Source organism: Halomonas sp. E14 (assembly GCF_052568415.1).
Window position 1 is genome coordinate 985,397 of record NZ_CP199423.1, and the last position, 21,753, is coordinate 1,007,149.

The window sequence follows — 21,753 nt, forward strand, 5'->3', positions numbered from 1 at the left end:
GGCCGGGGGCTCGGGGTCTACAGCGTCATGAACGGCATCGGCTGCTGGTCGGTGAACTGGTAGACGTCCCAGTCACCGCGCTTGGGTCCGGGCATGCCGGGGGTGCCGATGGGCATGCCGGCCAGCCCGATGCCGCCGATCCTCGGGCGCTCCTGGAACAGTCGCTCCACGGCTTCGAAGGGCACATGCCCCTCGATGGCGTAGCCGCCCATCAGCGTGGTGTGGCAGGAGCCCAGGCCGAAGGGCAGGCCGACCTGCTGCTTGATCTTGCCGACTTCCACGTCGTCGATAACGGTGACCGAGACGCCTTTCTCTTCCAGTTGGCGGGCATATTCGTGACAGCAGCCGCACTCGGGGTTCATGTAGAGGGTGGCCTCGGCGGGCAGAGCGGCGTGGGCAGTGCCGGCGGCGCCCAGCAGCAGGCTGGCGGAAAGCAGCAGGGATGAGATGCGAGGGTTCATGAGCTTGCTCCGGTGGTGGGCTTGGTCGAGGTGAACAGGTACTTGAGCAGGGCGGCAATGCCGAGGCCCAGCAGAGCGAGAACGGCCAGCGGCATCAGCCAGCCCAGCCAGCTCATGTGGCCCATCAGGGCGAGGCAGTCGGTCATCATGGTGGTGCTCCTTCTCAGTGGGCCAGCCAGGTCACGCCGTTGGGACCGTGGCCGGTGGCATGGGTGGCAACGATGTCGCCGGTTGTCAGATCGATGATCGACAGCGAATCGTCGAACAGGCTGGTGACGAAGGCGAAGCGACCGTTGGCGTCGATGCTGATGCCGTGAGCGCCCGCACCGACCACATGGGTGACAACGATCTGCTGGGTAGCGGTGTCGATCACCGAGACGCGGTTGTCGGGCTCGTCGCTCGTTCCTTCATTGGCCACCAGCATGAGCCTGCTATCTGGGGTGCCGTAGACCTGGATCGGCAGCCGATTGACCTCGACCGCGGTGGTGACTTCCCGAGTGGCGGTGTCGATCACCGCCACTCGGTTCTCGTCACGCAGCGAGACGTAGAGCTGGGCGCCGTCGGCGGTAAAGCCCACCTGTACGGGGGTTGCCCCCACGGGGATGCGCGCTACTTCCTCGCGGGCTGCCACGTCGATCACCGAGACGCTGCCATCCATCACGTTGGCCACGTAGAGTTCGCTCCCGTCGGGGCTCAGACGCAGGCCGTGGGGGTACTCTCCGGTGGCGATGGTGGCGACCACTTCTCGGGCGGCCAGATCGACCACCGACACGCTGGCATCGCCGGCATTGGTCACGAAGGCGAACTGGCTGCTCAGGTCGCTCACCACGTGCGCCGGATGGCTGCCTACCGGTATGACGGCGAGCGGTGTGCCATCGAAATCGAGGGCATCGAACACCTTCAGCTTGCCCGGCTCGTCGCCATGGGTGTGGCCATGGGTGTGGCCATCGTCGCCATGCGCGTGTCCGGCGCGCTCGCCGACCGCCAGCAGGTAGCGCCCGTCGGCGCTGACCTGAACGTTATGCGGTGCAATGGCGATGTCATGTGTGGTCGTGGTGCCTTCGTCCAGTTGGATATGAGTCAGCGAGGCGCCATGCTCGTTGGCGGTGAACACCTGGCCGTGAGGCATCTGACCGGCCTGGCTGACGGTGCTGGCAAGCGTCAGACCGGCTGCGAGCAGCCAGCCGAAGGCAGGGTGGAACCGCGTGGCCAGGTGTGTGTGGGAAATGGCAGCGGTGACGGGGCGACGAGCAAGGGTGCCTTTGCGAAAAAGGGTCATGATGAAACTCCTGATCTACGAAATCGTGTACGGCTCGGAATGGCCAGGCGGCGAGGCCGCCGATGTCGATCAGGCTCTAGGAGGGCGCTGCGGGGGCAACGAGGAGTGGGGCATGAAGGCCGCGTCGGGCGTGGCCGTTTGCTCGGCGGGCTCGGTGAGCGCCAGCCGCATGCGGGGTATAACTGCGGTGCAGGTGCCGCAGTTGTGTTCTTCGCTGTCGTTTGCTTCATGAAGCTGTTCGACGGCGATGCAGTCGACCGAGTCGGCCTGTATGGCGGCGTGCGTCGTGAGGCTGCTCATCGCCACCAGCAACGCGAGCAGCAGCGCCAGCAAGCGCAGGATGCGTCGATGTTGCAGGTTAGAAGGGGCGAATCGCGTCATGGTGTTGCCTCACGGTGCTTGGTCTCATCCTAAGGCGAGACGAGTTGCGCTGCATTGACCCAGCGCAACTCATCACCGTCACTTATCGCGATGCCGATGGCCATGGCCATGACGGTGCATCAGGAAGTGCATGCCCAGGCATAGCAGCATGGGCAGCAGCAGCCAGGCGCCGCCAGCGGTTTGTCCGCGCCACATGACCAGGACGAAGGCGCCGCCCATCAGGATCAGGCAGAGGGGCATCAGCCAGGCGTGCAAACCGCCTGAAGACGAGCCTCGGGATTCATCCGTCGAGCCGCGGTCCTGATGGGATTCCTGCGGCCGGGGGTCGGGAAGGGCGTTCATGAGGCATCTCCTCGGGGTTGTAGGCGGGCGTAACGGCGCTTGAGCAGCAGCGAGTTGCCGATCACCGACAGCGAACTGGCGGTCATGGCAATGACGCCGATCATGGGGTGCAGCAGGCCTGCGGCGGCCATGGGAATCGCTGCCACGTTGTAGCCGCTGGCCCACAGCAGGTTCTGCACGATCTTGCTGAAGGTGGCGCGGGAGAGGTGCATGGCCTCCACCACGCCGGTGAGCTCGCCGCGTACCAGGGTCACGTCGGCGGCCTCGATGGCCACGTCGGCGCCGGCGCCGATGGCGATACCGACGTTGGCCTGCTTGAGGGCGGCGGCATCGTTGATACCGTCACCCACCATGGCCACGTGGGGGCCGTGCTTCTCCTGCAGCTTGCGAATGGCCTCGACCTTGCCTTCGGGCAGCACGCCGGCCTGGACCTCGTCGATGCCGACCTCGGCGGCCACCGCCCGGGCGGCGCGCTCGTTGTCGCCGGTGATCATTACCACGTGCAGGCCGAGCGCGTGCATCCCGCGAATGGCCTCGACCGACTCGCCCTTGAGCGTGTCGGCGACTGCCAGGACACCTCGGGCACGGCCCTCGGCGGCGACGATGACGGCGGTACGCCCCTTGCCTTCGAGCTCATGCATGGCCGCGTCCAGCGCTTCCAGCCCTGTGATGCCCTCCTCCTCGAGCAGTCGGCGGTTGCCGATCAACACCTGCTTGTCTTCGACTCTGCCGGAGACGCCGCGGGCGCCGGTGGAGCGAAACTCGCTGACCTCGCCGGGCTTGATGCCGCGCTCGATGGAGCCGTCGACGATGGCGCGAGCGATGGGGTGCTCCGAGGCGTTCTCGACGCTTGCCGCCAGTCTCAGCAGCTCTTTCTCTTCGACTCCTTCCGCCGTGACCACCTCAGTGAGCTTCGGCTCGCCGCGGGTGATGGTGCCGGTCTTGTCGAGCACCATGACCTTGATGTCCTTGAAGGTCTGGATCGCCTCGCCGGAACGGATCAGGATGCCGCGCTCGGCGCCGATGCCGGAGCCGACCATCAGGGCCGTCGGCGTGGCAAGACCCAGCGCGCAGGGGCAGGCGATGACCAGCACGGCGATGGCGGCGATGAGTGCCAGCACCGGTGTACTGGCTTCCGGGTTCACCCAGGGCAGGAAGTTCGCGCCCCAGTCGAGGATCGGGCGCAAGACGTCGGGAAGCAGCAGCCAGGCGACCAGGCTGGCCAGCGAGATCAGCAGCACCGCCGGCACGAAGCGGCCGGTCATGCGGTCGGCGAACTCCTGGATCGGCACCCGCGAGCCCTGGGCCTGGTCGATCAGGCGTACCACCTGGGAGAGGAAGGTATCGCCACCGACCTTGGTGGCCCTCACTCGCAGCCGCCCCTCCTTGTTGATGGTGGCGCCGATCACGCTGTCGCCGACGCTCTTGTAGACGGGGATCGATTCGCCGGTGGCGATGGATTCGTCGAGGTGGCTCTCGCCCTCGATCACCTCGCCGTCGGTGGGGATCTTGTCGCCGGGGCGCACGACCATGATGTCGCCGGGCTCGAGCTCCTTCACCGGCACTTCTACCTCTTCGCCACCGCGTTCCACTCGAGCGGTCTTGGCGCCGAGGGTCAGCAGGCGACGAATGGCTTGCGAAGCGCGCCCCTTGGCCAGGGCCTCGAGATAACGACCCAGTAGATGGAAGGTCATGATGGTGGCGGCCATCTCGACGAAGGAGGTCATCGGGTAGACGAAGCCGACCAGACCGATCAGGTAGGGCGGTAGGCTGCCCATGGAGATCAGCACGTCCATGTTGAAGGTGCCGTTCTTCAGCGAGCGCCAGCTCGAGCGATGGGTGGCCGCACCGCCATGGAGAAACACCACCGGAAAGGCGAGCAGCACGACGATGGCCAGGTAGCCGGGAATCGGCTGCCAGAACATGTGTGGCATCATCAGGATCATGATCAGCGTGGTGGGCACGCCGGCGATCCACAGCCGCTTGCGGGCCTGACGCAGGTAGTCTTCCTCGATGACGGCATCTGCCTCGCCATCCGCCTCGGCTTCGCCGCTTACCGCCGCGACGTCATAGCCGGCCCCTTCCACCGCCTGCTTCAAGGCATCGGCGTCGGGGCCGCCCTGCGCGACGCCGACGCTGACTCGGTGGCTGGCGATATTGGTCTGGATTTCGCCGACGCCATCGAGACGCTGGAGCGTCGTGCGTACGATACCGGCACAGTGGTCGCTGCCCATGCCGGGCACTGTCAGGGTGATCCGTTTTGTCGCTGTGGTCATCGCATGCTCCCTCGCGCCGTGTTCCCGGGCGGCCGTGGCCGGCCGCCCGATACCAGGCGGCTATCAACGATCAGTGGTGGGCCGCGTGGTCATCCGACTCGTCGGCTTGCGGTGTGGCCTGCTGTTGCCATTGTTCGCGTTGCTCATCGGTGAGCAGGTCGTGCATGGCGTTTCGCATGCGCACCATCTCCGCCATCATCTCGCCATGGAGTTCCGCCATCTGAGCATGAATGGCTTGGACCTCTTCGGGGTCGGGACGCTCGCCATGCATGGCAGCCATCAGGTCGTCGCGCAGATTCATCAGCTGCCCCATGCGCTCGAACTGGGCGGGGCGATGCTCGCGCATGAGTTCGCGCATCTCGTTGCGCTGTTCGGGCTCGAGCATCTGCATCATGCCTTTCCCGTCATCCATCATCGGGCAGGGCATCATGCCACCGCCCATCATGCCGGGGCCCATGCCGCCGCCCATCATGCCGGGACCCATGCCGCCGCCCATCATGCCGGGACCCATGCCGCCGCCCATCATGCCGGGGCCCATGCCACCGCCCATCATGCCGCCTCCTGGCCCCATCCCCTGGGCAAGAGTCAGGCCGGAGGCGGTAGTACCGATAGCCAGGGCGAGACCCGTGGCAATTGCGAGCTTGCGCAGTTTCATGTCGTTCTCCTGCGAGCGTGAACGCTCGGGGTTTGCTGCTGGAATGGGCGAGCGTCCAGTGGGACGTCACCGGGAATTGCCGCAAGACAGATGGGGTGCTGCGAGGAGTCAGGGACGCAGGCGCTGCGTCAACAGATAGAGCGGTGGGCTGGCAAGCGTGGGAGCGGCACTGGGCAGGCCGATGGTGACGGCGACGGGCGGCGGTGTCACCGCGGGAACAGGGCGATGGCAAGGAGTGCCATCGACGTCCAGGCGCTCCGCGCGCAGCAGGAGCTCTGCGGCATGTTCCCCGCCGTGGCCGTGCTCGCAGTGTGGCGCAGGTGCCGGCGGGTTTGCTTGCGCAAGGTTTTCGACCACGGAGTGTGGGGATGCCGGCGCTGGATGCGCCATGGCCTGAACGCCTAACACCACGGCCATCGACAGCAGCAGCAGGCTGAAAAGCCAGCTGCGGCACCACCCGCGACGGGTGATGCGGTGCTGTATGACAGTGTATGGTCGCTGCGACATGGCGCTGCGCTCCGACATGAAAGGCACCCTCAGGATAGCCGACCCCGGCGGATGTTCCTTTGACCTGCATCAATCTTGATCGCACCCCTCAACCTGAGTGCTGCACATAGGTTGTTGTTTTAATAATGATTATGACGCGCCCCAAGGAGGTGCTTGCGGCTGGCCTGCGACCATGGAAGACTAGACGCGACCCTGACCTACACTCGGCTGATTCATTTCGATGCGTTTTCGTCCTTTCGCCTGGTTGCTCTGCCTAGTGCTCGGCATTGTGCTTGCGCTGCCGCCGGTAGCCATGAGCGCCTGGCTCCATGGCGATGAGGAGTGCCAGGCTGGCCCCGCTGCGGTTTTGGACAAGTCATTCGTGATCGAGGCCGACAGCAGCCAGCCGCACGCGGTTGAGCAAGCTGCCTGTACCGTTGCGACTCCCGTTTGTTCTGGTGCGTCTCTCGCGCTTCCCTCGTTAGCCCCTCGCTCGCTCGAGCCTCGCTGGTCACTGGAGACGGCGCTGCTTCGTGCTCCGCGCGCCCGGCCGGAACGTCCTCCTCGGGCATAGGCCTTTTTTCCTTTTCGGCCGAGGCTAGCCTGTTCGGCGGTATTGCTGTGCACGGCTGGCATCGGAACGCGGAACCGCGACGAAATTTCGCCCTATTAGAATCGGGCGTGTGGATTCATGCCATGCGCCTGCAAGGAGGACAATCGAGATGAACTACCCCAACATCGACCCGGTGGCGATCGCCATCGGCCCGCTGCAAATCCACTGGTACGGCCTGATGTACGTGGTGGGTTTCGTCGCCGCCTGGTTGCTGGGGCGCTATCGTGCCCACCGGCTGGGGCTTACCCATGACGACATTGGCGATCTGCTGTTCTACGCCGCGATTGGCGTGGTGGCCGGTGGCCGCCTGGGCTATGTGCTGTTCTACGGTATGGACCAGTTCCTGGCCAACCCGCTGTGGGCCTTCCGGCTCTGGGATGGGGGAATGAGTTTCCACGGCGGCCTGATCGGGGTGCTGCTGGCAGCGCTGCTCTTTGCTCGCAAGAAGCGCCTGGCCTTTTTCCAGCTGACCGACTTCATCGCACCGCTGGTGCCGATCGGGCTGGGTGCGGGACGCCTCGGCAACTTCATCAACCACGAGCTACCGGGGCGCGTCAGCGATCTGCCCTGGGCCATGCCGTTCCCGCACCTGGGGCCCGAGCCACGCCACCCTTCGGCGCTCTACGAGTTTGTCCTCGAAGGTGTGGTGGTGTTCGCGGTGCTGTGGTGGATCTCGAGCCGCCCCCGGCGCAGAGGCTTGGTGTCAGGGCTGTTCCTGCTGCTCTACGGCGTCTTCCGCTTTGCCGTGGAGTTCGTGCGCATGCCCGATGCCCATATCGGCTTCATCGCCTTCGGCTGGGTGACCATGGGTATGCTGCTGACCCTGCCGATGATCGCCGCCGGCGCAGCGCTTATCGCCTGGTCGCGGCGCCAGGAACGTGACGAGCCGGCGCGAGCCGCTGCCGCTGCGCCAGGGGCCGGCTGATGATCGGCTGGTTTGCGCGCAAGCCCGCCACGCAGCGGCGCCGGTCCTGGGGCAAGCTGGCCATCTTCGTCGCGCTGGCCCATGCGCTGGGGCTGGTGTCGTCGGTGGAGGCGCTGATGTCGAGTCGCACCTCTCAGGGGGCGATCGCCTGGATCGTCTCGCTCAATACCATCCCCTACGTGGCGGTTCCGACCTATTGGGTGTTCGGTCGCAACAAGTTCGAGGGGTACGTGCTCTCGCGACGCGACGAGGACTCCGAGCTGACCCGGGCACTGGCCGAGAAGCTCGGCGAGCTGCGGGTGCATCGGGTGGAGTGGTCCAACGAGGATCGTCAGCTGGCCGGCGTTGAGCAACTGGCCAAGCTGCCCTACCTGGGGGGCAACGAGGCCATGCTGCTGGTGGACGGTGAGGAGACCTTCGCCAGCCTGTTCGAGGGAATCGATTCCGCCGAGCGCTACCTGCTGGTGCAGTTCTACATCGTGCGCGACGACGATATCGGGCAAGCGTTCCAGCAGCGCCTGATCGACAAGGCCAGGGAGGGCGTCGAGGTCTATTTCCTGTACGACGAGATCGGCAGCTACAAGCTGCCCAGCGCCTATCTCAGACGCCTGCGCGAGGCGGGGGTGAACGTGCATCGCTTCCATTCGACGCGCGGGCCGGGCAACCGCTTCCAGCTCAACTTCCGCAACCACCGCAAGATCATGGTGGCCGACGGTGCCCGGGCCTGGGTCGGTGGCTTCAACATTGGCGATGAATACCTTGAGGGGCACGAAAAGCTCGGCCCCTGGCGCGATACGCACCTGAAACTGTCGGGGCCGGCGGCGCTGGCGCTGCAGCTGGTGTTCATCGAAGACTGGCACTGGGCCACCGAAGAGGTGCCCGACCTGCCGTGGGTGCCCACGGTGCCTTCATCCAATGGGGTGCCGGCGCTGGTGCTGCCCTCCGGTCCGGCGGATCGCTTCGAAACGGCAAGCCTGATGATGCAGCAGGCGATTCATGCCGCCAGCGAGCGGGTCTGGATTTCAAGCCCCTATTTCGTACCTGACGAGGCGGTGCAGTCGAAGCTCAAGCTGGCGGCCCTGAACGGGGTCGACGTACGCATCCTGATCCCGGAGCGGCCCGATAACGTGCTGACCTTCTATGCCGCCTATGCTTTTCTCGGCCCGCTGCTGGATGCCGGTGTCGAGATCCATCGCTACCAGGAGGGCTTCCTTCATGGCAAGGCATTTCTGGTTGATGACGTGGGGGCGGCGGTCGGCACGGTGAATCTCGACAACCGCTCCTTCCGCCTCAACTTCGAGGTTACGGCCCTGGTAATGGACCGAGATTTTGCCAGCGATGTGGAAGCAATGTTCGAACAGGATTTCGCCCGCTCGCGCCGAATGACTCGCGAGGATATCGACGATCGGCCGCTGTGGCATCGGGTGGCTGCACGAGGGGCTTATCTGTTTGCTCCGGTACTGTAACCGCGGTGGATCGGAACCCCGCCGCTGGTCGCTGTCGAATACACAATAGTTACAAAGGCAGGCGCCATGCGGCCTGACCTTCCTGACGAAAAAGAATCGAGGCAATGCTATGAACTATCACACGACAGTCGTTGGCTACCTTGGGCCATGGGCGCGCCGGGCCTGGCTGGCCCTGGGCGTGAGCCTGCTGCTTCTCGTCCTTGGGTCCGCCGTGGGGTGGGCGGAGGAAGAAGGGGCGCGCAACGCCGCCGAGACGGCCGAGGCATGGCCGAAGGGCCACTATCCGCTGCCCGAGCGTGGCGATGTCATTGGCGAGGATTATGTCATTGAGGCGCAAGCCGAGCAGACCCTGCTCGACATCGCTCGCGAGCATAACGTCGGCTATGAGGAGATTCGTCTTGCCAACCCCGAGGTTAGCGTCTGGCTGCCTGGCGAAGGTACCGAGGTGGTGATCCCGGGGCGCTTCATCCTGCCGCCGGTGGCGCGCGAGGGTATCGTGATCAACATAGCGGAGCTGAGGCTCTACTATTACCCACCGGCGCGCGCTGGCGAAACGCCGCGGGTGGAGACCTACCCGATCGGCATCGGCCGCGAAGGCTACGATACCCCGTTGGGCAAGACCAAGACCACCATGCGGCTTAAGGATCCTGCGTGGTACCCGCCGCGCTCGATGCGTCAGGAGGCGGCCGAACGCGGCGAGCCGGCGCCCGCGGTAGTGCCGCCGGGGCCGGACAACCCGCTGGGCCGGCATGCCATCCTGCTCGATATCCCGGGCTACCTGATTCATGGCACCAATCAGCCCGATGGCATCGGCATGCGCGCCAGCCGTGGCTGCATCCGCATGTTCCCCGAGGATATCGAATCGATCTTCGATCGCGTGCCGGTGGGCACCCAGGTGCATATCATCAACCAGCCGTTCAAGGCGGGATGGGAGGGCGATACGCCCTATGTTCAGGTCTACGAGTCATTGGAAGCCCAGGAGTACGGCATGGCCGCGCTGATGGAGACGCTGGCGATGCTCGAGCGCGGCGAGGAAGAGCTCGCGGTGGCGCTCAACTACGAGCTGCTGCGGGAGTTGCTGGAAAATCCTACCGGCAAGGTGGTGCCGTTGACCTTGCCTGAAACGCCGGAGCCGGAGCAGGCGCCGAGCGAGCGCAGCCTGCTGTGGGAAGAACTTGAGGTGTAGCCAGGGCGAACACTCAGCCTGACGAAGCGGGCGCCCCAGGGCGCCCGCTTCGCTTTCAGTGCTGGTGGGCTTGGGCGTACTGGCCTTGCTGGCCTTCCTGGCTCTCCGCCAGGCCATGGCGGATGTAGTGCACCACCGACCAGATCTGGTTCTCGTTCAGTTTTTCGCTGAAGCGTGGCATGGCGCTATCCGGGTTGCCTGTGCTGATTACCCAGGCGTATTCGGCTGCGCCATGAGCCGGGCCGTGTAAAGCCAGGTCGGTAGGGCTGGGGTCGAAGAAGGCAGCGGCAGGCGCCAGTCCATCGCCCAGGCCAGACGGTCCATGGCAGGCCGAGCAGAACTGCTGGTAGACCTGCTGGCCATTGGCAAGCACTTCAGCTGTGAGCGGCAGCGGGTTATCGAGTGCCAGCCACTCCAAGGGGATCTCGCGGCCATGGTCATGAGCATGTGCAGCATGGCCCGCTTCGTCGCCATGATCATGAGCGTGTGCGGCATGGCCCGCTTCGTCGCCATGATCATGAGCGTGTGCGGCATGGCCCGCTTCGTCGCCATGATCATGAGCGTGTGCGGCATGGCCCGCTTCGTCGCCATGGTCATGAGCGTGTGCGGCATGGCCCGCTTCGTCGCCATGGTCATGAGCGTGTGCGGCATGGCCCGCTTCGTCGCCATGGTCATGAGCGTGTGCGGCATGGCCCGCTTCGTCGCCATGGTCGTGAGCGTGTGCGGCATGGTCTTCGCCTGCGCCATGGCCATGATCATGCGCTGCGTTGTCAGCTACGCCGCTAGGGTCGTGGGCAGTATGGGCATGTTTGTTTTCGCCATGGTCATGAGCGTGCTTCGTCTCGCCATGGGAGGAGGCCGCATGCGAGGCGGGTGCGTCATGGGCAAGGCTTGGGTGCGCCGCTACCGTCATGGCGGCGGCGGTCAGAAGTGCGAGTAGCGTGTTGCGATAGCCGACATTCGATACGGCAAGGCCGCTCGACTGAGCGGAGGAGAAACGGGCTGAACGGGTCATGGTGACTTTCCTGTTTACGTCAAACGGGGACGGCGCCAGGGCGCCGCTTCGCAAGCGGTAAATCAGGAAATTCTTGGCGGTCGTTCGTCGAGAGTGCAGGGCGGTACGGGTTGGCTTTCCGTCAGGGAGTCGGCCCGTTTGGCGATAGCCGAGACGTCGAGCGTGGCAGCAAGCGGCACGGCGCCACTCATGCAGTGGCCGCTCTCCTGGCACTCCTCCACGCTGGCGTGGGTCGCCTGGCCACAGGCCGAGACCTGCTCATGGTCGGTGAGAAGGTGAGCATGGGCCACGTCGCGAGCCGCGTCGAGGCCGGCAAGCGCCGTAGACCCTGCCGACAACGACAGGATCAGGCACAGGCTGACCAAGACTGACAGTATTCGGCGCATGCGGCTGCTATCCCATGATGACCTGTCGCCTATCATCGCCATGCGCCGACCGGCAGACAAGCCCAGCCTGGGCAAAGGAAAGGGAAAAGTGGTGAATCCATGATGTCGGTCAGGGCCCAGGGGCCAACACGGTAAAAGGTATGGGCAGGACCCAGGTTGCGCCTTCTCTTGCCGCCATGAAATACTCAGCTCGTCACCGGCTTAGTTGTCCTTTCTACATGCTCCGACCCTCCTGTCACTGGCTTCTCTGCCTGATACTGGCCCTGCTGTTGGGCCTGTCGCCTGCCGTGGCGGCGGGGGGGCATCATGGCAATGCTTCCTGTCTGCAGAGCCTTGTCGGGGAGGAGCAGCCTATGGCATGGGGCGTGGCCGATGGGGATGAGTCGACCTCCAGCAAGGCGTCCCCCTGCTGCCTGCCCTGTGCCCAGTGCGGTACCACCATGGCGGCGCTGACCGGCACTCCGGTGTCGGCTTCTGCTGATTCATTCGGCCCTGGCGTGGGCCTCCCTTCGGGTCCTCCCGACCCTTTCGAGCGTCCACCTCGTACCTGAGCTCATCCCCTGATGGCGCCGTGGGCCAGCGACCCATGGCGGTAGTGTTCATGTCACGAGGACAAGTCAATGAAGCGTCGCGAATTCCTGGGCTACTCAGCGCTGGGTGCCTTGCTGCTTTCCACGGCCGGCACCATGGGCTATGCCCTGGCACGCCAGCATTCCCATGGGGCACCGCCCGTCAGCCTTGCTGTCTTGCCGCCGGGCGGCCAGCCGCTGCAACCGCTGCCCCGTATCGTCAACTTGAGCGATGCGGCCGGCCGCTTTCGTAGCGCGCTCACTCCGGGTTCTCACCGGGTTCCTCTCAGCGAGGAACTCGAGGCCCGGCTGTGGCTGTATAACGGCAAGGTGGCGCCGCTGATCGAGGTGCGGGAAGGCGATGAGCTGGATATCACCCTGATCAACGAGCTGGAGCAGGACACCACCCTGCACTGGCATGGCGTACCCGTGCCCCACGCCCACGATGGTGCGCCCTGGGATGCCGTGGCGCCGGGTGAGTCGCGTCGCTACCGCTACGCCTTCCCCCCGGGGAGTGCGGGCCTGCACTGGTTCCACCCCCACCCGCACGAGGGCACGGCCTGGCAGGTCGCCCACGGCCTCGCGGGGGCGCTGCTGGTTCGTCCCGCCGTTGATGTCCTGCCTGACGAGATCGAGGAGCACCTGCTGGTGGTCAGCGATCTGCGCCTGCGGGCCAACGGCGAGGTGGCGCCGCACACCGCCGAGGACTGGATGAACGGGCGCGAGGGCGAACTGCTGCTGGTCAACGGCCAGCACGAGCCGTATCTGGATGTGGTGCCGGGCACAACGCTGCGCCTGCGCTTGATCAATGCTTGTGCCGGGCGCTACCTGCGCCTGCGTCTGGATGATCACGAGCTGATCCTGATCGGCACCGACGGCGGGCTGATCGAGCGGCCGCAGCCGCTGGAGGAATTGCTGCTCACCCCGGGTGAGCGGGCCGATCTGCTGGTGCGGATCAGCGAGCGGGCAGAGGCGAGCTTCCTGCTGGCCAGCCACCCCTACGAGCGTGGCTGGATGGGTGACAGGCCGCTCCACCTGGGCCAGGTGGCACCTCTATTGGCGATCCAGACCCTCAATGCCGGCGTCAAGCCCGCCGTTGCACTACCCGAGCGGCTCGGCAGCGTCGAACCCCTGGGCGAGCCGGCCGTACGCCGCCAGGTGGAACTGACCGAGGTGATGCCGGGGCATGCCGATCACGGTGGCGGCCACGGCGACCCGCACGCCGGTCATGGCGATCCACATGCTGGCCATGGCAGTGGCAGCAGCAGCGGCAGCCAGCATGGTGCCCACCCTGAAATTCACAGCCCGGGGCATGGGGCTGACCATGCCATGGGAGAAGCGGCACGGCGTCCCGAGGTGGATTTCCTGATCAACGGCCGTGCCTTCGCCATGGATGAGATTCTGTTCGATGGCAAGGTGGGCGAGGTGGAGGAGTGGGAGGTCTTCAACAACTCCCACATGGACCACCCCTTCCACGTGCACGGCACCCATTTCCAGGTGATCGCCACCCGCGATGCCGAAGGCGAATGGCAGCAGGTACCCTGGCTGGCCTGGAAAGACACCGTCAATCTGGCGCCTTATCAGCGTCTGAAGCTGCGAATGGTATTCCGTGAACCCGGCGACTGGCTGTTCCATTGCCACATCATCGAGCACGAGGAGCTCGGCATGATGGCGACGATCCGCGTGAGCTGAGATCGCCGCTGCTTCTTCAATCCGGGGCCGCCGGGCGGCTCCGGGTCCAATCATGATGAGAGAGATTTCACGATGCGCTATTTCCAAAGCGCCTTTCTGCTGCTGACTGCGTTGGCGACCCTGCTGTTGGCGGGCTGCTCACGCGAAGAGAAGGGTATCAGCCTGGAGCAGCTGCGCCAGCAAACCCATATACACGGCCTGGCCTTCGACCGCTCGGACAGCGATCGCCTCTGGCTGGCTACCCACCATGGCTTCTACGCCGTTGGTGCCGACCGAATGGCGCGCCGGATTTCGGAAGAGACCCATGACTTCATGGGCTTCACGCCGCACCCTGCCGACGCCGAAACGTTCTTCGCCAGCGGCCACCCGGCCCGAGGCGGTAACCTTGGCCTGGTGGTTTCCACCGATGGCGGCAAGCGCTGGGAGCAGCGTTCGCCAGGTGTCGATGGCCCGATGGATTTTCATCAACTTACCGTCAGTGAGGCCGACCCGAATGTGCTCTACGGCGCTTACGCTGGCTGGCTGCAGGTCAGCCATGACGGGGGGCATCAATGGGAGATCCAGGGACGAGCTCCCGACGGCCTGATCGCTCTGGCGGCTTCCAGCCGTGACCCCGAGCATCTTTTTGCTGCCACCCAGGGCGGATTGCTGATGAGCCCCAATGGCGGCCAGCGCTGGCGTCCCATTCACCCCGAGCGCCGTCCCGTAAGTCTGGTGGTGGCCCATGATGGGCGGCTCTATGCCTTCATGCTGGATAGCGGTCTGTTGATGGCCGAAGAGGCCAACCGCGAGTGGGAAGTCGTGAAGCGTGGTTGGGGAGAGCGTTATCTCCTGCACCTGGCGGTGGATCCCAGCAACCCTGAGCGCCTGGTGGCAGCCGATGACGAAGGGCGGCTGCTGCAGAGCGACAACGGCGGTCGCGACTGGGTACGCCTCGACTGACGCCATTTATCAGCGCGCTTAGCCCGGCGAAGTCGAGACGTCAGGATAAAGAGGAGAGAGGGTTGGAGATGGAGCATAGAGCACAGGCTAGTGGAATCATGGATGAAGGGGCATCACCAAGAAAAACCAAGGAGCAGACAAAGAGCTGGCACTTTGGCAAGCACTTCGCTGTCGCCCTGACCGGTGCCGCGGCAGCCGGGCTATTCTGGTTGAGCCGTATGGAGTGGGACGCGGAAATGCGCACTTGGCGGGCCTTCGGTGATGCCGCCTTCATTCTATTGGTTGTCGTCATGGCGATAGGTCCGCTGGCAAGGCTGTGGCCCCGGAGACTAGGTTATCTCGTCAATTGGCGGCGAGCTTTTGGAATCTGGTTTGCCATCTTTGCCTTGGTACACGGTTTCCTGGTGTGGGATGGCTGGGCACGCTGGTCGATCCGCGGTTTTTTAGGCTATCAGGACTTGCCGGTAGTGGGGCTTTCGGACCCAGTTCTCGTTGACCCGGGCTTCGGGCTTGCCAACATGATCGGTCTGATCGCTCTCTTCCTTGGGCTCGTGCTGTTCGCCATATCGTCCGACAAGGCCATGCACTTCCTGGGCAGCTCAACATGGAAGCACCTTCAGAATTACGCTTACGTAATTTTCTATCTTGTAGCCCTTCATGCAAGCTACTTCCTCTTCTTGCACTATGAGCTGAGCCTCAGGAATCTGGTTTTTCAGCGTGGGGTTCCGGATCCAAACTGGTTTCGATTCTGGTTCCTTGCTCTTATCGGAAGCGTCTTGATCTTGCAATCGGCAGCTTCGTTGAAAATTTTCTTTCAAAGAAAGCGAAGAGGCGCATAAAGAAATAACGTCATGTCTGGCTGTTTTTTTAAGGTGAGATCAAACTTGATCCATATCAATGTGAGTGGCTCCAGTCCGAGCAATACTTAAAGGACTGATGCGCTAGCACGATACTCTTGAAGAATAAGGTAATTGATATGAGCGATAAAGATCGCCGCTTGGGTGTGTCCGAGATCAATCTGGTAACCCGGCATCTGAAGCTGGTGCCCTGTGATGAGGCGGCGATTCAGGCGGCAATCGCCGACATCGATCAGCTTTATGGGCTAGAGAGTGTATCGTATGACTCAAGGAAAAGTCGGCTCGACCTTGCTTATGATGCAACGCGAATATGCCTCGACTGTGTGGAGGATATACTGAGGAAGCATGCAGTCGAGGTAAGCCATGATTGGTGGACGAGGTTGAAGGAAGAACACTACCGTTTTGTCGATCAGAACGTAAAGGATAATGCAACTCATGAGCCTTGGAGTTGCCACCAAAAAACGCATGGTAGTGGGAAGAGAAAATAGGAGAAGCTTTTTTTGGGAGAAAGGCCATGAATTGTTTTAGAAAGTCTCTGCTTCTTATTGCCTGCTTGACATTATGGAGTACTGGGTCATTGTCAGCCGAGGATAGATACTCCCAGTCGGCTGATGGCATGACCGTATATATTGGTATTCTGCCAGCAGAGATGATAAGGGAGCATCGAGTCATTCATCAGGGGCGTGAGGGTATCACGACCCGGGAGCAACACCTCATCGTTACTGTAGTAGATGAGGAATCCGGCCAGCGAATCGAGGACGCTGAAGTTGCTGCACGCATACGGCATGAAGGTCATGCTGGAACGTATCGGTCGCTGGAGCCCATGTCTATCGCCGATACGATTACTTATGGCAATTTCTTCAGTTTTCCAGAAGAGGGGGGGTACCATCTTCAGTTGCGGATAAAACGAAGTGGAGAGCCCACCACAGAGATGGAATTTCATCATCGCCATGTGCTTGAGTGAGGGGGTTTTCGTCCACCTGGAGTCAACATTCGCGTTATCCAGCAGGTGTCATGGAAATGATGACAAATCGTGACGATGGCGATCAGTAAGGGGACGCCCATAAAAGCCCCGGGTGTGCCCCAAAGCATTCCCCAGAAAAAAATGGAAAATACGACGGAAATTGGTGAAATGGCCAGCGCATGACCTTCGAGTTTGGGATCCAGGAGGTTGCCAATCGAAAACTGTATCAATGTCATACCGAGAAGAATCAGAGCCGGATCTTGCCAGCTATCGAACTGGACAACGGCAAAAATTACTGGTGGGAAAACGGCTAGAATGGAACCCAGGAAAGGAATGTAGTTCAACGCAAAGGCCAAAATTCCCCAGGCGATGGCGAGATCGAGACCTGTCAGCAATGCGAATAGCCAGGTCAAAATGCCTGTCAAGAAGCTGACTACGGAGCGGACGAGCATATAGCGGCGGAATTTCCATCCGAGAGCATGGCATGCACTCAACAACCGTCCGGCTACGTCTTCTCCCAGGGCATGCGGAAGACGCCGCTGCATGTCATTGGCTTCCAGTAACCCCAAAATAAGAAAGATCAGGGATAACGCCATAAATCCAATGATTGCATTGATGCGCATCACTGTCTCATGGAGCAGATGAAACACTTGGCTGAGACTGAATGGGTCGCCGGCGGTGGGCCAAAAGGCAATACCCCGCTCTTCGACCCACATGCCGATGCTGTAGTAAGTCTCCTGCGCACGCGGACCGTACTGCGATAGACCGTCCACAACGACGCGGACGCCGTAGCCCATAAGCAGGAGAATGGCTGAGGTTGCAATGAGCACAAGGAGCACTGCAATGACAAGGGCGAGTACACGCAGCGCTCGCTTCCCCTTGAATATACGGTGCTGATATACCGGCCACACCAGTGCCATAAGAAAGAGGGAAAAAGCCATGGGTGCGACAAGAACGCGAAGCCAATATAGCGAAGCTGCAAAGAGTATTATCGCAATCAAGCCAAGGGCGGTGATATGAGGTGACCTTCGATCATCGTTCATGGCCTTGCTTTGCCTCTGCATGATATAGATCGGCCTCTAACGCCCAGCAGCCCTGTGACGAACCGCCGAGCGGGATATCGCTCGGCGATGCTTGCGTCAACGGTGCCGTTGGCGTGGTGGAAGCATTGTCCTTCATAGATTTCGTGTGCGGTTGGTCTGGTGGGCCAGGCGCATTGCTTCATGATGTTCCAGCTTGAGTAGCTCGCCGATCAGCTCACGTGTTTCGGGAATCTCTGTACGTCCCTCGAGGTAGCGATAGAAGTCGATGATTTGATTGTGAAGATCGAAGATTTCCTGGCAGATCTCGTCGAAGCTCATTTCCGCATAGGGTGCATTGCATGACTGGTGCGGCTTGATGGGCTGGTAGGAAATGTAGTCGTAGAGCCAGGTATTCAACGCCTTGGGATCGGCCTGTTTCTCGAAGCCGGCGACGACCTTTTCCAAGGCCGCCTCATGGTCTGCCAGATAGGTCAGCAGCCACTTGGCACGCTCTTCATCCTGCTGCGTTGAGCAGTGTTTCAGGCAGTGCGCCATATGTTCATGCAGGGTGCGTGTCCACTCCACCACGTCTTGGAAGGTTGAGACGTACATGATTCATTCTCGCTGTATTGATGGATTCTGAAATCTGGCCTGTGCAAAGGCCAGCTGTAGGCGAGCTGATTCGCAGCATCAGGTTCAACCCGCCATTGATTGGCACGGCGTATGGGTGTCTGACGCCGATTGGCCTTTTCACCATAGCTCACTGTCCAAGGAGATCGCTTGACCGGTATCAAGGAACGATGGCTGCTCGAGCTGTAAGCATGGCAGCTGTTGCCTGGCTTCGAATGGCGTGAAACACTGTCTCAAGCTGTTGCCCAGCATCGCCTTCTCTCTGTTCTGGAGCCCTGATAATGGCGGGAGCACGAGCCGGATACAGCAGGTCTAGCCGGCTATTGGCCATCCCGGAGTTCAACGTGGCGCTATTTGCGTTTCTGTTGAACTATCCGTGGGAATTCCTGCAAGTTCCCTACTTCGTCGCAATGCCTGAGATGGCTCACTGGGATGCGGTCATCTTTTGCACCCGGGCAACCATGGGCGATGTGCTTATTGCCCTGGTGGCTTTCTGGGTCGTAGCGATGTTTCGGCGCCAGCGCTCTTGGCTGCTCCGGCCCGATGCGCGAGCGATCTTCGCCTTCATTGCCACTGGTATCGTGATTACAGTCGGTCTCGAGTGGCATGCCACTGAGCTTCAGCAGCGTTGGCAGTACGCCGAGCGGATGCCGACACTGCCTCTTGTGGGCACCGGGCTGACACCTCTGCTGCAGTGGCTCGTGCTACCGCCGATAATCGTGTGGTTGGCACGCCGCCAGATGCTCGGAGAGCGCTATCTACAACAAATTGATCGCAAATGAGCCGGCAACGGATTTCTGCCTGTCACTCGCCATCAGCGTCGGCGCCACGATGGTATGATGTACTTTGCCTGCCGGAGAGGGGCAGGGAGAGGCAGAAGCTCGTAATGCCATTCTGCGAACTGACCGCAACATCTCCACCATGAGCCTTGACGATGGATCGTGTGATGGCGAGCCCCAGTCCTGCTCCCTCGCCATGGTGGCTGCGGATGTTGTCGGCGCGGTGGAAGCGCTCGAACAGTTTGGCTAACTGATCGGTGGGAATGGTCTCACCAGGATTGCTGACACTCAGACGTGCCATCTCCTTAGCTTGGGTAATCGTGATCTCGATCATGCCGCCAGGGGAGGTGTGCCGCACTGCATTGGACACCAGATTGGCAATCGCACGGCGTAGCATCAGGTGGTCGCCGGTAACTGTGGCGGCGCCACTGAGCTGCATCGTAACCTGCTTCTCCTCGGCAAGAGCCTCGTAGAATTCCAGCAAAGCGTCTACTTCCCGCTCCAGATGCACCGGCTCGGCGGGATTGGGCAGCAAACCATGATCGGCCTTGGCCAGGAACAACATGTCGGCGATCATTCGCGCCAGCCTTTCCAACTCCTCCAGGTTGGAGTGCAGTGTGTCCTGGTATTCCCCTGTGCTACGTGGTCGTGACAGGGCAACCTGGGTTTCGGTAAGCAGGTTGGACACCGGGGTACGCAGTTCATGGGCGATATCCGCTGAGAACTCGCTGAGGCGCTGAAAGTCGGCCTCGAGCCTGTTCAGCATGCCATTGAACGCATTGGCCAGTTCGAGCATTTCCGGTGGGGTGGCTTGCAGGTCGAGGCGCTCACCCAGGCGCTCAGCTGAAAGCCGCTTGGCCGTTGCCGTGATCCGCTTGAGGGGAGTCAGACCTTGACGTGCGACCAGCCAGCCGAGCAATGCCGTCAGCAGGGCGGCAAGTGCAATGCCCGTCCAAAGATAACGTCGAATGTCCTGGAGAAAGTGGGCATGATGGGTGATATCCAGGCCCAGCAGGACGCGTACCGGTATGGGCTGTGCAAGAGGAAGGAGCTGCTGAACTTCATGGCCAATGAATTCGTGGCCGGCCACGCTCCAGCGAGCGCTGGGTGAGCTGACCTCTCCATTCTTTACTGGCTCGAGAAAGTCCGGTTGGTAGGCGTAGAGTATTTGTCCCGCTTCATCGCGGATGGAAACGGAGAGTGTGGCATGGCTCGTCAATAGGTCGTCGAGATATCTGGGCAGTGTATTCAGCGCGGCAGGGCTATCGACTCGATCAAGCAGGTTCTCGATCATGTTCAGCTTTGCTGTCAACTCCATATGGTCGATTTCGTCGAAGTGATCCCGAATCAGGTACTCGAGCCACAGGCCAAGCAGCAGCAGCAGGATTGCCACCAGCAAGGAGTAGAGTGTGGCCAGGCGGGCCGTCAAGGAACGTGGGTAAAGGCTCATTAGCTATTTCCCGGCTCCAGCACATAACCCATGCCGCGTACGGTCCGGATCAACTTCTCGGGGAAGGGACCATCGACCTTGGCGCGTAGCCGTCTGACGGCTACGTCGATGACGTTGGTATCGCTATCGAAGTTCATGTCCCACACCTGCGAGGCTATCAGTGAACGTGGCAGAACCTCTCCCTGGCGGCGAATCAAGAGCTCTAGCAGGGCAAACTCCTTGGCGGTGAGGTCGATACGTTCGCCGGCTCGAGTCACACGCCGTCGCAGCAGGTCGAGTTCCAGATCGGCAGCGCGGAACACTTCCGGCTCACGTGCCTTGCCGCGCCTGAGCAGGGAGCGAATCCGCGCCAGTAGTTCGGAGAAGGCAAATGGTTTGACCAAGTAGTCGTCTGCGCCGAGCTCGAGCCCCCGCACTCGGTCGTCCACTTCGTCTCGTGCCGTCAGAAACAGAACGGGTACGTCCTGCCCTGCGCGGCGCACCATTTGCAGGATGGTCCAGCCATCCACTCCGGGCAGCATGACGTCGAGAAGCAACAGATCATATGCTTCGCTCTGGGCCAGGTGCAGGCCATCCAGCCCATCGCGAGCCAGGTCGACGACGAACCCGGCTTCTCTAAGGCCTTGAGCCAGGTAGTCACCGGTTTTTGGCTCATCTTCAACGATCAATATCTTCACAGAACCTCCGTCAACCTGCTCCGATCGAAAATGACAAAAATGTCATTTTTGAGTCAGCTTTCTGTCCGCTACTGCATCGTACTATACCTACATGAACAAGCAACAAGGGGGATGAGTAGCCTGAGTGATTACTCTATCGCGCCCGAAGTTAAAAATTGTAGTCCTGACGGTATTAAGGTTGTTATAGAAAACTCTCCATTGAGAAATGAGGTGTATCATGATCAAGAAAATCGCTCTTGCCACTGCTGTTGTCAGCATGTTCTCTCTGCCTGCCTTTGCTAGTTTTGGAACTTCTGTATCAAATGGAAATATTCTGCAGGAGGGCAGTACGCCCAGCAGCATTATCAACACCGGGCAGCCGCACACTTATCAGCTGAATTTGGAACATGCCGCAACGGTCAGGATTGCCACTAGCCACTTTCCGGGTACACAGAACCCCATGCTTCCAATGACCGCAAAATTGATCGATGCTCAGGGTAACACCGTGCAGGAAGTACGCTCATCCGGTGGAGAGTTCGAAATTCTTGAATCCTTGCAGGCGGGTCAATATAGCCTGGTAGTGTCAGGAAGTTCTGCGCCGGGTGGCGATGGCTGGGATGCACATCGCTACAGCCTGCACGTCGCTTTCCAATAACACTCGTCCATTTCTTGAAAATAAAACTGGCCGGCTCGAGCCGGCCAGTTTGGTGAGTAGTGTCTG

25 protein-coding genes are annotated in these 21,753 nt (G+C 61.7%); 11 read left to right on the forward strand and 14 right to left on the reverse strand.

The window, feature by feature from the left end; translation table 11 throughout:
- Positions 1–17 precede the first annotated feature (17 nt).
- From ACT7B3_RS04485 to ACT7B3_RS04520, 8 genes are all read right to left on the reverse strand, one after another.
- Positions 18–461 carry a DUF411 domain-containing protein gene (locus ACT7B3_RS04485; RefSeq protein WP_445157003.1) on the reverse strand — a complete coding sequence of 148 codons (444 nt, stop codon included), beginning with the start codon at positions 459–461 and terminating at the stop codon, positions 18–20.
- Positions 458–610: a hypothetical protein gene (locus ACT7B3_RS04490; RefSeq protein ID WP_445157004.1), complete on the reverse strand. Its 153-nt coding sequence runs from the start codon at positions 608–610 to the stop codon at positions 458–460. The genes ACT7B3_RS04485 and ACT7B3_RS04490 overlap by 4 nt, the downstream gene beginning before the upstream one ends.
- A gap of 14 nt (positions 611–624) precedes the next feature.
- Positions 625–1,740 (reverse strand): YncE family protein, encoded by a 1,116-nt coding sequence (locus ACT7B3_RS04495; RefSeq protein ID WP_445157005.1) that lies wholly within the window; start codon positions 1,738–1,740, stop codon positions 625–627.
- Between the two features lie 69 nt (positions 1,741–1,809).
- Positions 1,810–2,121: a hypothetical protein gene (locus ACT7B3_RS04500; protein ID WP_445157006.1), complete on the reverse strand. Its 312-nt coding sequence runs from the start codon at positions 2,119–2,121 to the stop codon at positions 1,810–1,812.
- A 78-nt stretch (positions 2,122–2,199) separates the two neighbouring features.
- A complete protein-coding gene (locus tag ACT7B3_RS04505; protein ID WP_103970527.1) occupies positions 2,200–2,463 on the reverse strand; it encodes a DUF2933 domain-containing protein in 264 nt (87 codons plus the stop codon).
- Positions 2,460–4,739 carry a heavy metal translocating P-type ATPase gene (locus tag ACT7B3_RS04510; protein WP_445157007.1) on the reverse strand — a complete coding sequence of 760 codons (2,280 nt, stop codon included), beginning with the start codon at positions 4,737–4,739 and terminating at the stop codon, positions 2,460–2,462. Before ACT7B3_RS04510 ends, ACT7B3_RS04505 begins: the two co-directional genes overlap by 4 nt.
- Before the next feature lie 70 nt (positions 4,740–4,809).
- A complete protein-coding gene (locus ACT7B3_RS04515; protein ID WP_445157008.1) occupies positions 4,810–5,394 on the reverse strand; it encodes a Spy/CpxP family protein refolding chaperone in 585 nt (194 codons plus the stop codon).
- A gap of 108 nt (positions 5,395–5,502) precedes the next feature.
- Complete coding sequence (locus tag ACT7B3_RS04520) at positions 5,503–5,901, reverse strand: hypothetical protein (RefSeq protein WP_445157009.1); 399 nt, start codon at positions 5,899–5,901, stop codon at positions 5,503–5,505.
- 701 nt (positions 5,902–6,602) lie between these two features.
- On the opposite strand from ACT7B3_RS04520, the gene lgt reads away from it, so the two are divergent.
- The 3 genes from lgt to ACT7B3_RS04535 all read left to right on the forward strand — a co-directional run bounded on the left by lgt (position 6,603) and on the right by ACT7B3_RS04535 (position 10,070).
- The gene (lgt, locus tag ACT7B3_RS04525) at positions 6,603–7,418 is read left to right on the forward strand and encodes a prolipoprotein diacylglyceryl transferase (RefSeq protein ID WP_445157010.1); all 816 of its coding nucleotides are present in this window, start codon (positions 6,603–6,605) and stop codon (positions 7,416–7,418) included.
- Positions 7,418–8,884 carry a cardiolipin synthase gene (gene cls / locus ACT7B3_RS04530; RefSeq protein ID WP_445157011.1) on the forward strand — a complete coding sequence of 489 codons (1,467 nt, stop codon included), beginning with the start codon at positions 7,418–7,420 and terminating at the stop codon, positions 8,882–8,884. The genes lgt and cls overlap by 1 nt, the downstream gene beginning before the upstream one ends.
- 109 nt (positions 8,885–8,993) lie before the next feature.
- Entirely contained in the window at positions 8,994–10,070 is a 1,077-nt protein-coding gene (locus ACT7B3_RS04535) for a L,D-transpeptidase family protein (RefSeq protein ID WP_445157012.1), read from the forward strand.
- A gap of 55 nt (positions 10,071–10,125) precedes the next feature.
- Here ACT7B3_RS04535 and ACT7B3_RS04540 read toward each other — a convergent pair whose 3' ends face one another.
- Entirely contained in the window at positions 10,126–10,488 is a 363-nt protein-coding gene (locus ACT7B3_RS04540; RefSeq protein WP_445157013.1) for a c-type cytochrome, read from the reverse strand.
- A gap of 36 nt (positions 10,489–10,524) precedes the next feature.
- On the opposite strand from ACT7B3_RS04540, the gene ACT7B3_RS04545 reads away from it, so the two are divergent.
- Positions 10,525–11,010, forward strand: a complete 486-nt coding sequence (locus tag ACT7B3_RS04545; RefSeq protein ID WP_445157014.1) for a hypothetical protein — start codon at positions 10,525–10,527, stop codon at positions 11,008–11,010.
- Positions 11,011–11,147: 137 nt separating this feature from the next.
- Here the strand turns inward: ACT7B3_RS04545 and ACT7B3_RS04550 are convergent, their stop codons facing one another.
- The gene (locus tag ACT7B3_RS04550) at positions 11,148–11,471 is read right to left on the reverse strand and encodes a hypothetical protein (RefSeq protein ID WP_445157015.1); all 324 of its coding nucleotides are present in this window, start codon (positions 11,469–11,471) and stop codon (positions 11,148–11,150) included.
- A gap of 620 nt (positions 11,472–12,091) precedes the next feature.
- Between ACT7B3_RS04550 and ACT7B3_RS04555 the strand changes: the two genes are divergently transcribed.
- The 5 genes from ACT7B3_RS04555 (at position 12,092) to ACT7B3_RS04575 (ending at position 16,495) form a co-directional block, all read left to right on the forward strand.
- Positions 12,092–13,732, forward strand: coding sequence for a multicopper oxidase family protein (locus tag ACT7B3_RS04555; protein ID WP_445157016.1), 1,641 nt, complete (start codon positions 12,092–12,094; stop codon positions 13,730–13,732).
- A 72-nt stretch (positions 13,733–13,804) separates the two neighbouring features.
- On the forward strand, positions 13,805–14,674 hold the full coding sequence (locus ACT7B3_RS04560) for a WD40/YVTN/BNR-like repeat-containing protein (RefSeq protein ID WP_445157017.1): 870 nt from the start codon (positions 13,805–13,807) through the stop codon (positions 14,672–14,674).
- A gap of 68 nt (positions 14,675–14,742) precedes the next feature.
- On the forward strand, positions 14,743–15,513 hold the full coding sequence (locus ACT7B3_RS04565) for a ferric reductase-like transmembrane domain-containing protein (RefSeq protein ID WP_445158841.1): 771 nt from the start codon (positions 14,743–14,745) through the stop codon (positions 15,511–15,513).
- 137 nt (positions 15,514–15,650) lie between these two features.
- A complete protein-coding gene (locus ACT7B3_RS04570) occupies positions 15,651–16,019 on the forward strand; it encodes a cation transporter (RefSeq protein WP_191224382.1) in 369 nt (122 codons plus the stop codon).
- Between the two features lie 128 nt (positions 16,020–16,147).
- Positions 16,148–16,495, forward strand: a complete 348-nt coding sequence (locus ACT7B3_RS04575) for a hypothetical protein (protein ID WP_234251131.1) — start codon at positions 16,148–16,150, stop codon at positions 16,493–16,495.
- On the opposite strand, the gene ACT7B3_RS04580 is transcribed toward ACT7B3_RS04575, so the two are convergent.
- Both ACT7B3_RS04580 and ACT7B3_RS04585 read right to left on the reverse strand, forming a co-directional pair.
- Positions 16,474–17,538 (reverse strand): AI-2E family transporter, encoded by a 1,065-nt coding sequence (locus tag ACT7B3_RS04580; RefSeq protein ID WP_445157018.1) that lies wholly within the window; start codon positions 17,536–17,538, stop codon positions 16,474–16,476. The two genes, ACT7B3_RS04575 and ACT7B3_RS04580, sit on opposite strands and share 22 nt — an antisense overlap.
- A gap of 132 nt (positions 17,539–17,670) precedes the next feature.
- Positions 17,671–18,129, reverse strand: coding sequence for an ATPase (locus ACT7B3_RS04585; RefSeq protein WP_445157019.1), 459 nt, complete (start codon positions 18,127–18,129; stop codon positions 17,671–17,673).
- A gap of 362 nt (positions 18,130–18,491) precedes the next feature.
- Between ACT7B3_RS04585 and ACT7B3_RS04590 the strand changes: the two genes are divergently transcribed.
- The gene (locus ACT7B3_RS04590) at positions 18,492–18,929 is read left to right on the forward strand and encodes a hypothetical protein (RefSeq protein ID WP_200825324.1); all 438 of its coding nucleotides are present in this window, start codon (positions 18,492–18,494) and stop codon (positions 18,927–18,929) included.
- A gap of 22 nt (positions 18,930–18,951) precedes the next feature.
- Here the strand turns inward: ACT7B3_RS04590 and ACT7B3_RS04595 are convergent, their stop codons facing one another.
- Together ACT7B3_RS04595 and ACT7B3_RS04600 are read right to left on the reverse strand one after the other, a co-directional pair.
- Positions 18,952–20,376, reverse strand: a complete 1,425-nt coding sequence (locus tag ACT7B3_RS04595) for a heavy metal sensor histidine kinase (RefSeq protein WP_445157020.1) — start codon at positions 20,374–20,376, stop codon at positions 18,952–18,954.
- Positions 20,376–21,053 (reverse strand): heavy metal response regulator transcription factor, encoded by a 678-nt coding sequence (locus ACT7B3_RS04600; protein ID WP_445157021.1) that lies wholly within the window; start codon positions 21,051–21,053, stop codon positions 20,376–20,378. Before ACT7B3_RS04600 ends, ACT7B3_RS04595 begins: the two co-directional genes overlap by 1 nt.
- A gap of 217 nt (positions 21,054–21,270) precedes the next feature.
- Between ACT7B3_RS04600 and ACT7B3_RS04605 the strand changes: the two genes are divergently transcribed.
- Positions 21,271–21,687: a hypothetical protein gene (locus tag ACT7B3_RS04605; RefSeq protein ID WP_445157022.1), complete on the forward strand. Its 417-nt coding sequence runs from the start codon at positions 21,271–21,273 to the stop codon at positions 21,685–21,687.
- Positions 21,688–21,753 lie beyond the last annotated feature (66 nt).

Excerpts from the sequence above, each read along its gene's own strand:
- ACT7B3_RS04555 (WP_445157016.1), top strand. The coding sequence starts at position 12,092 with ATGAAGCGTCGCGAATTCCTGGGCTACTCAGCGCTGGGTGCCTTGCTG.
- ACT7B3_RS04495 (WP_445157005.1), bottom strand. The coding sequence starts at position 1,740 with ATGACCCTTTTTCGCAAAGGCACCCTTGCTCGTCGCCCCGTCACCGCT.
- ACT7B3_RS04570 (WP_191224382.1), top strand. The coding sequence starts at position 15,651 with ATGAGCGATAAAGATCGCCGCTTGGGTGTGTCCGAGATCAATCTGGTA.
- lgt (WP_445157010.1), top strand. The coding sequence starts at position 6,603 with ATGAACTACCCCAACATCGACCCGGTGGCGATCGCCATCGGCCCGCTG.
- ACT7B3_RS04515 (WP_445157008.1), bottom strand. The coding sequence starts at position 5,394 with ATGAAACTGCGCAAGCTCGCAATTGCCACGGGTCTCGCCCTGGCTATC.
- ACT7B3_RS04565 (WP_445158841.1), top strand. The coding sequence starts at position 14,743 with ATGGAGCATAGAGCACAGGCTAGTGGAATCATGGATGAAGGGGCATCA.
- ACT7B3_RS04595 (WP_445157020.1), bottom strand. The coding sequence starts at position 20,376 with ATGAGCCTTTACCCACGTTCCTTGACGGCCCGCCTGGCCACACTCTAC.
- ACT7B3_RS04605 (WP_445157022.1), top strand. The coding sequence starts at position 21,271 with ATGATCAAGAAAATCGCTCTTGCCACTGCTGTTGTCAGCATGTTCTCT.
- ACT7B3_RS04545 (WP_445157014.1), top strand. The coding sequence starts at position 10,525 with ATGGCCCGCTTCGTCGCCATGATCATGAGCGTGTGCGGCATGGCCCGC.
- ACT7B3_RS04520 (WP_445157009.1), bottom strand. The coding sequence starts at position 5,901 with ATGTCGCAGCGACCATACACTGTCATACAGCACCGCATCACCCGTCGC.
- ACT7B3_RS04575 (WP_234251131.1), top strand. The coding sequence starts at position 16,148 with ATGACCGTATATATTGGTATTCTGCCAGCAGAGATGATAAGGGAGCAT.
- ACT7B3_RS04550 (WP_445157015.1), bottom strand. The coding sequence starts at position 11,471 with ATGCGCCGAATACTGTCAGTCTTGGTCAGCCTGTGCCTGATCCTGTCG.
- ACT7B3_RS04490 (WP_445157004.1), bottom strand. The coding sequence starts at position 610 with ATGATGACCGACTGCCTCGCCCTGATGGGCCACATGAGCTGGCTGGGC.
- ACT7B3_RS04585 (WP_445157019.1), bottom strand. The coding sequence starts at position 18,129 with ATGTACGTCTCAACCTTCCAAGACGTGGTGGAGTGGACACGCACCCTG.
- ACT7B3_RS04485 (WP_445157003.1), bottom strand. The coding sequence starts at position 461 with ATGAACCCTCGCATCTCATCCCTGCTGCTTTCCGCCAGCCTGCTGCTG.
- ACT7B3_RS04535 (WP_445157012.1), top strand. The coding sequence starts at position 8,994 with ATGAACTATCACACGACAGTCGTTGGCTACCTTGGGCCATGGGCGCGC.
- ACT7B3_RS04560 (WP_445157017.1), top strand. The coding sequence starts at position 13,805 with ATGCGCTATTTCCAAAGCGCCTTTCTGCTGCTGACTGCGTTGGCGACC.
- ACT7B3_RS04500 (WP_445157006.1), bottom strand. The coding sequence starts at position 2,121 with ATGACGCGATTCGCCCCTTCTAACCTGCAACATCGACGCATCCTGCGC.
- cls (WP_445157011.1), top strand. The coding sequence starts at position 7,418 with ATGATCGGCTGGTTTGCGCGCAAGCCCGCCACGCAGCGGCGCCGGTCC.
- ACT7B3_RS04510 (WP_445157007.1), bottom strand. The coding sequence starts at position 4,739 with ATGACCACAGCGACAAAACGGATCACCCTGACAGTGCCCGGCATGGGC.
- ACT7B3_RS04505 (WP_103970527.1), bottom strand. The coding sequence starts at position 2,463 with ATGAACGCCCTTCCCGACCCCCGGCCGCAGGAATCCCATCAGGACCGC.
- ACT7B3_RS04580 (WP_445157018.1), bottom strand. The coding sequence starts at position 17,538 with ATGAACGATGATCGAAGGTCACCTCATATCACCGCCCTTGGCTTGATT.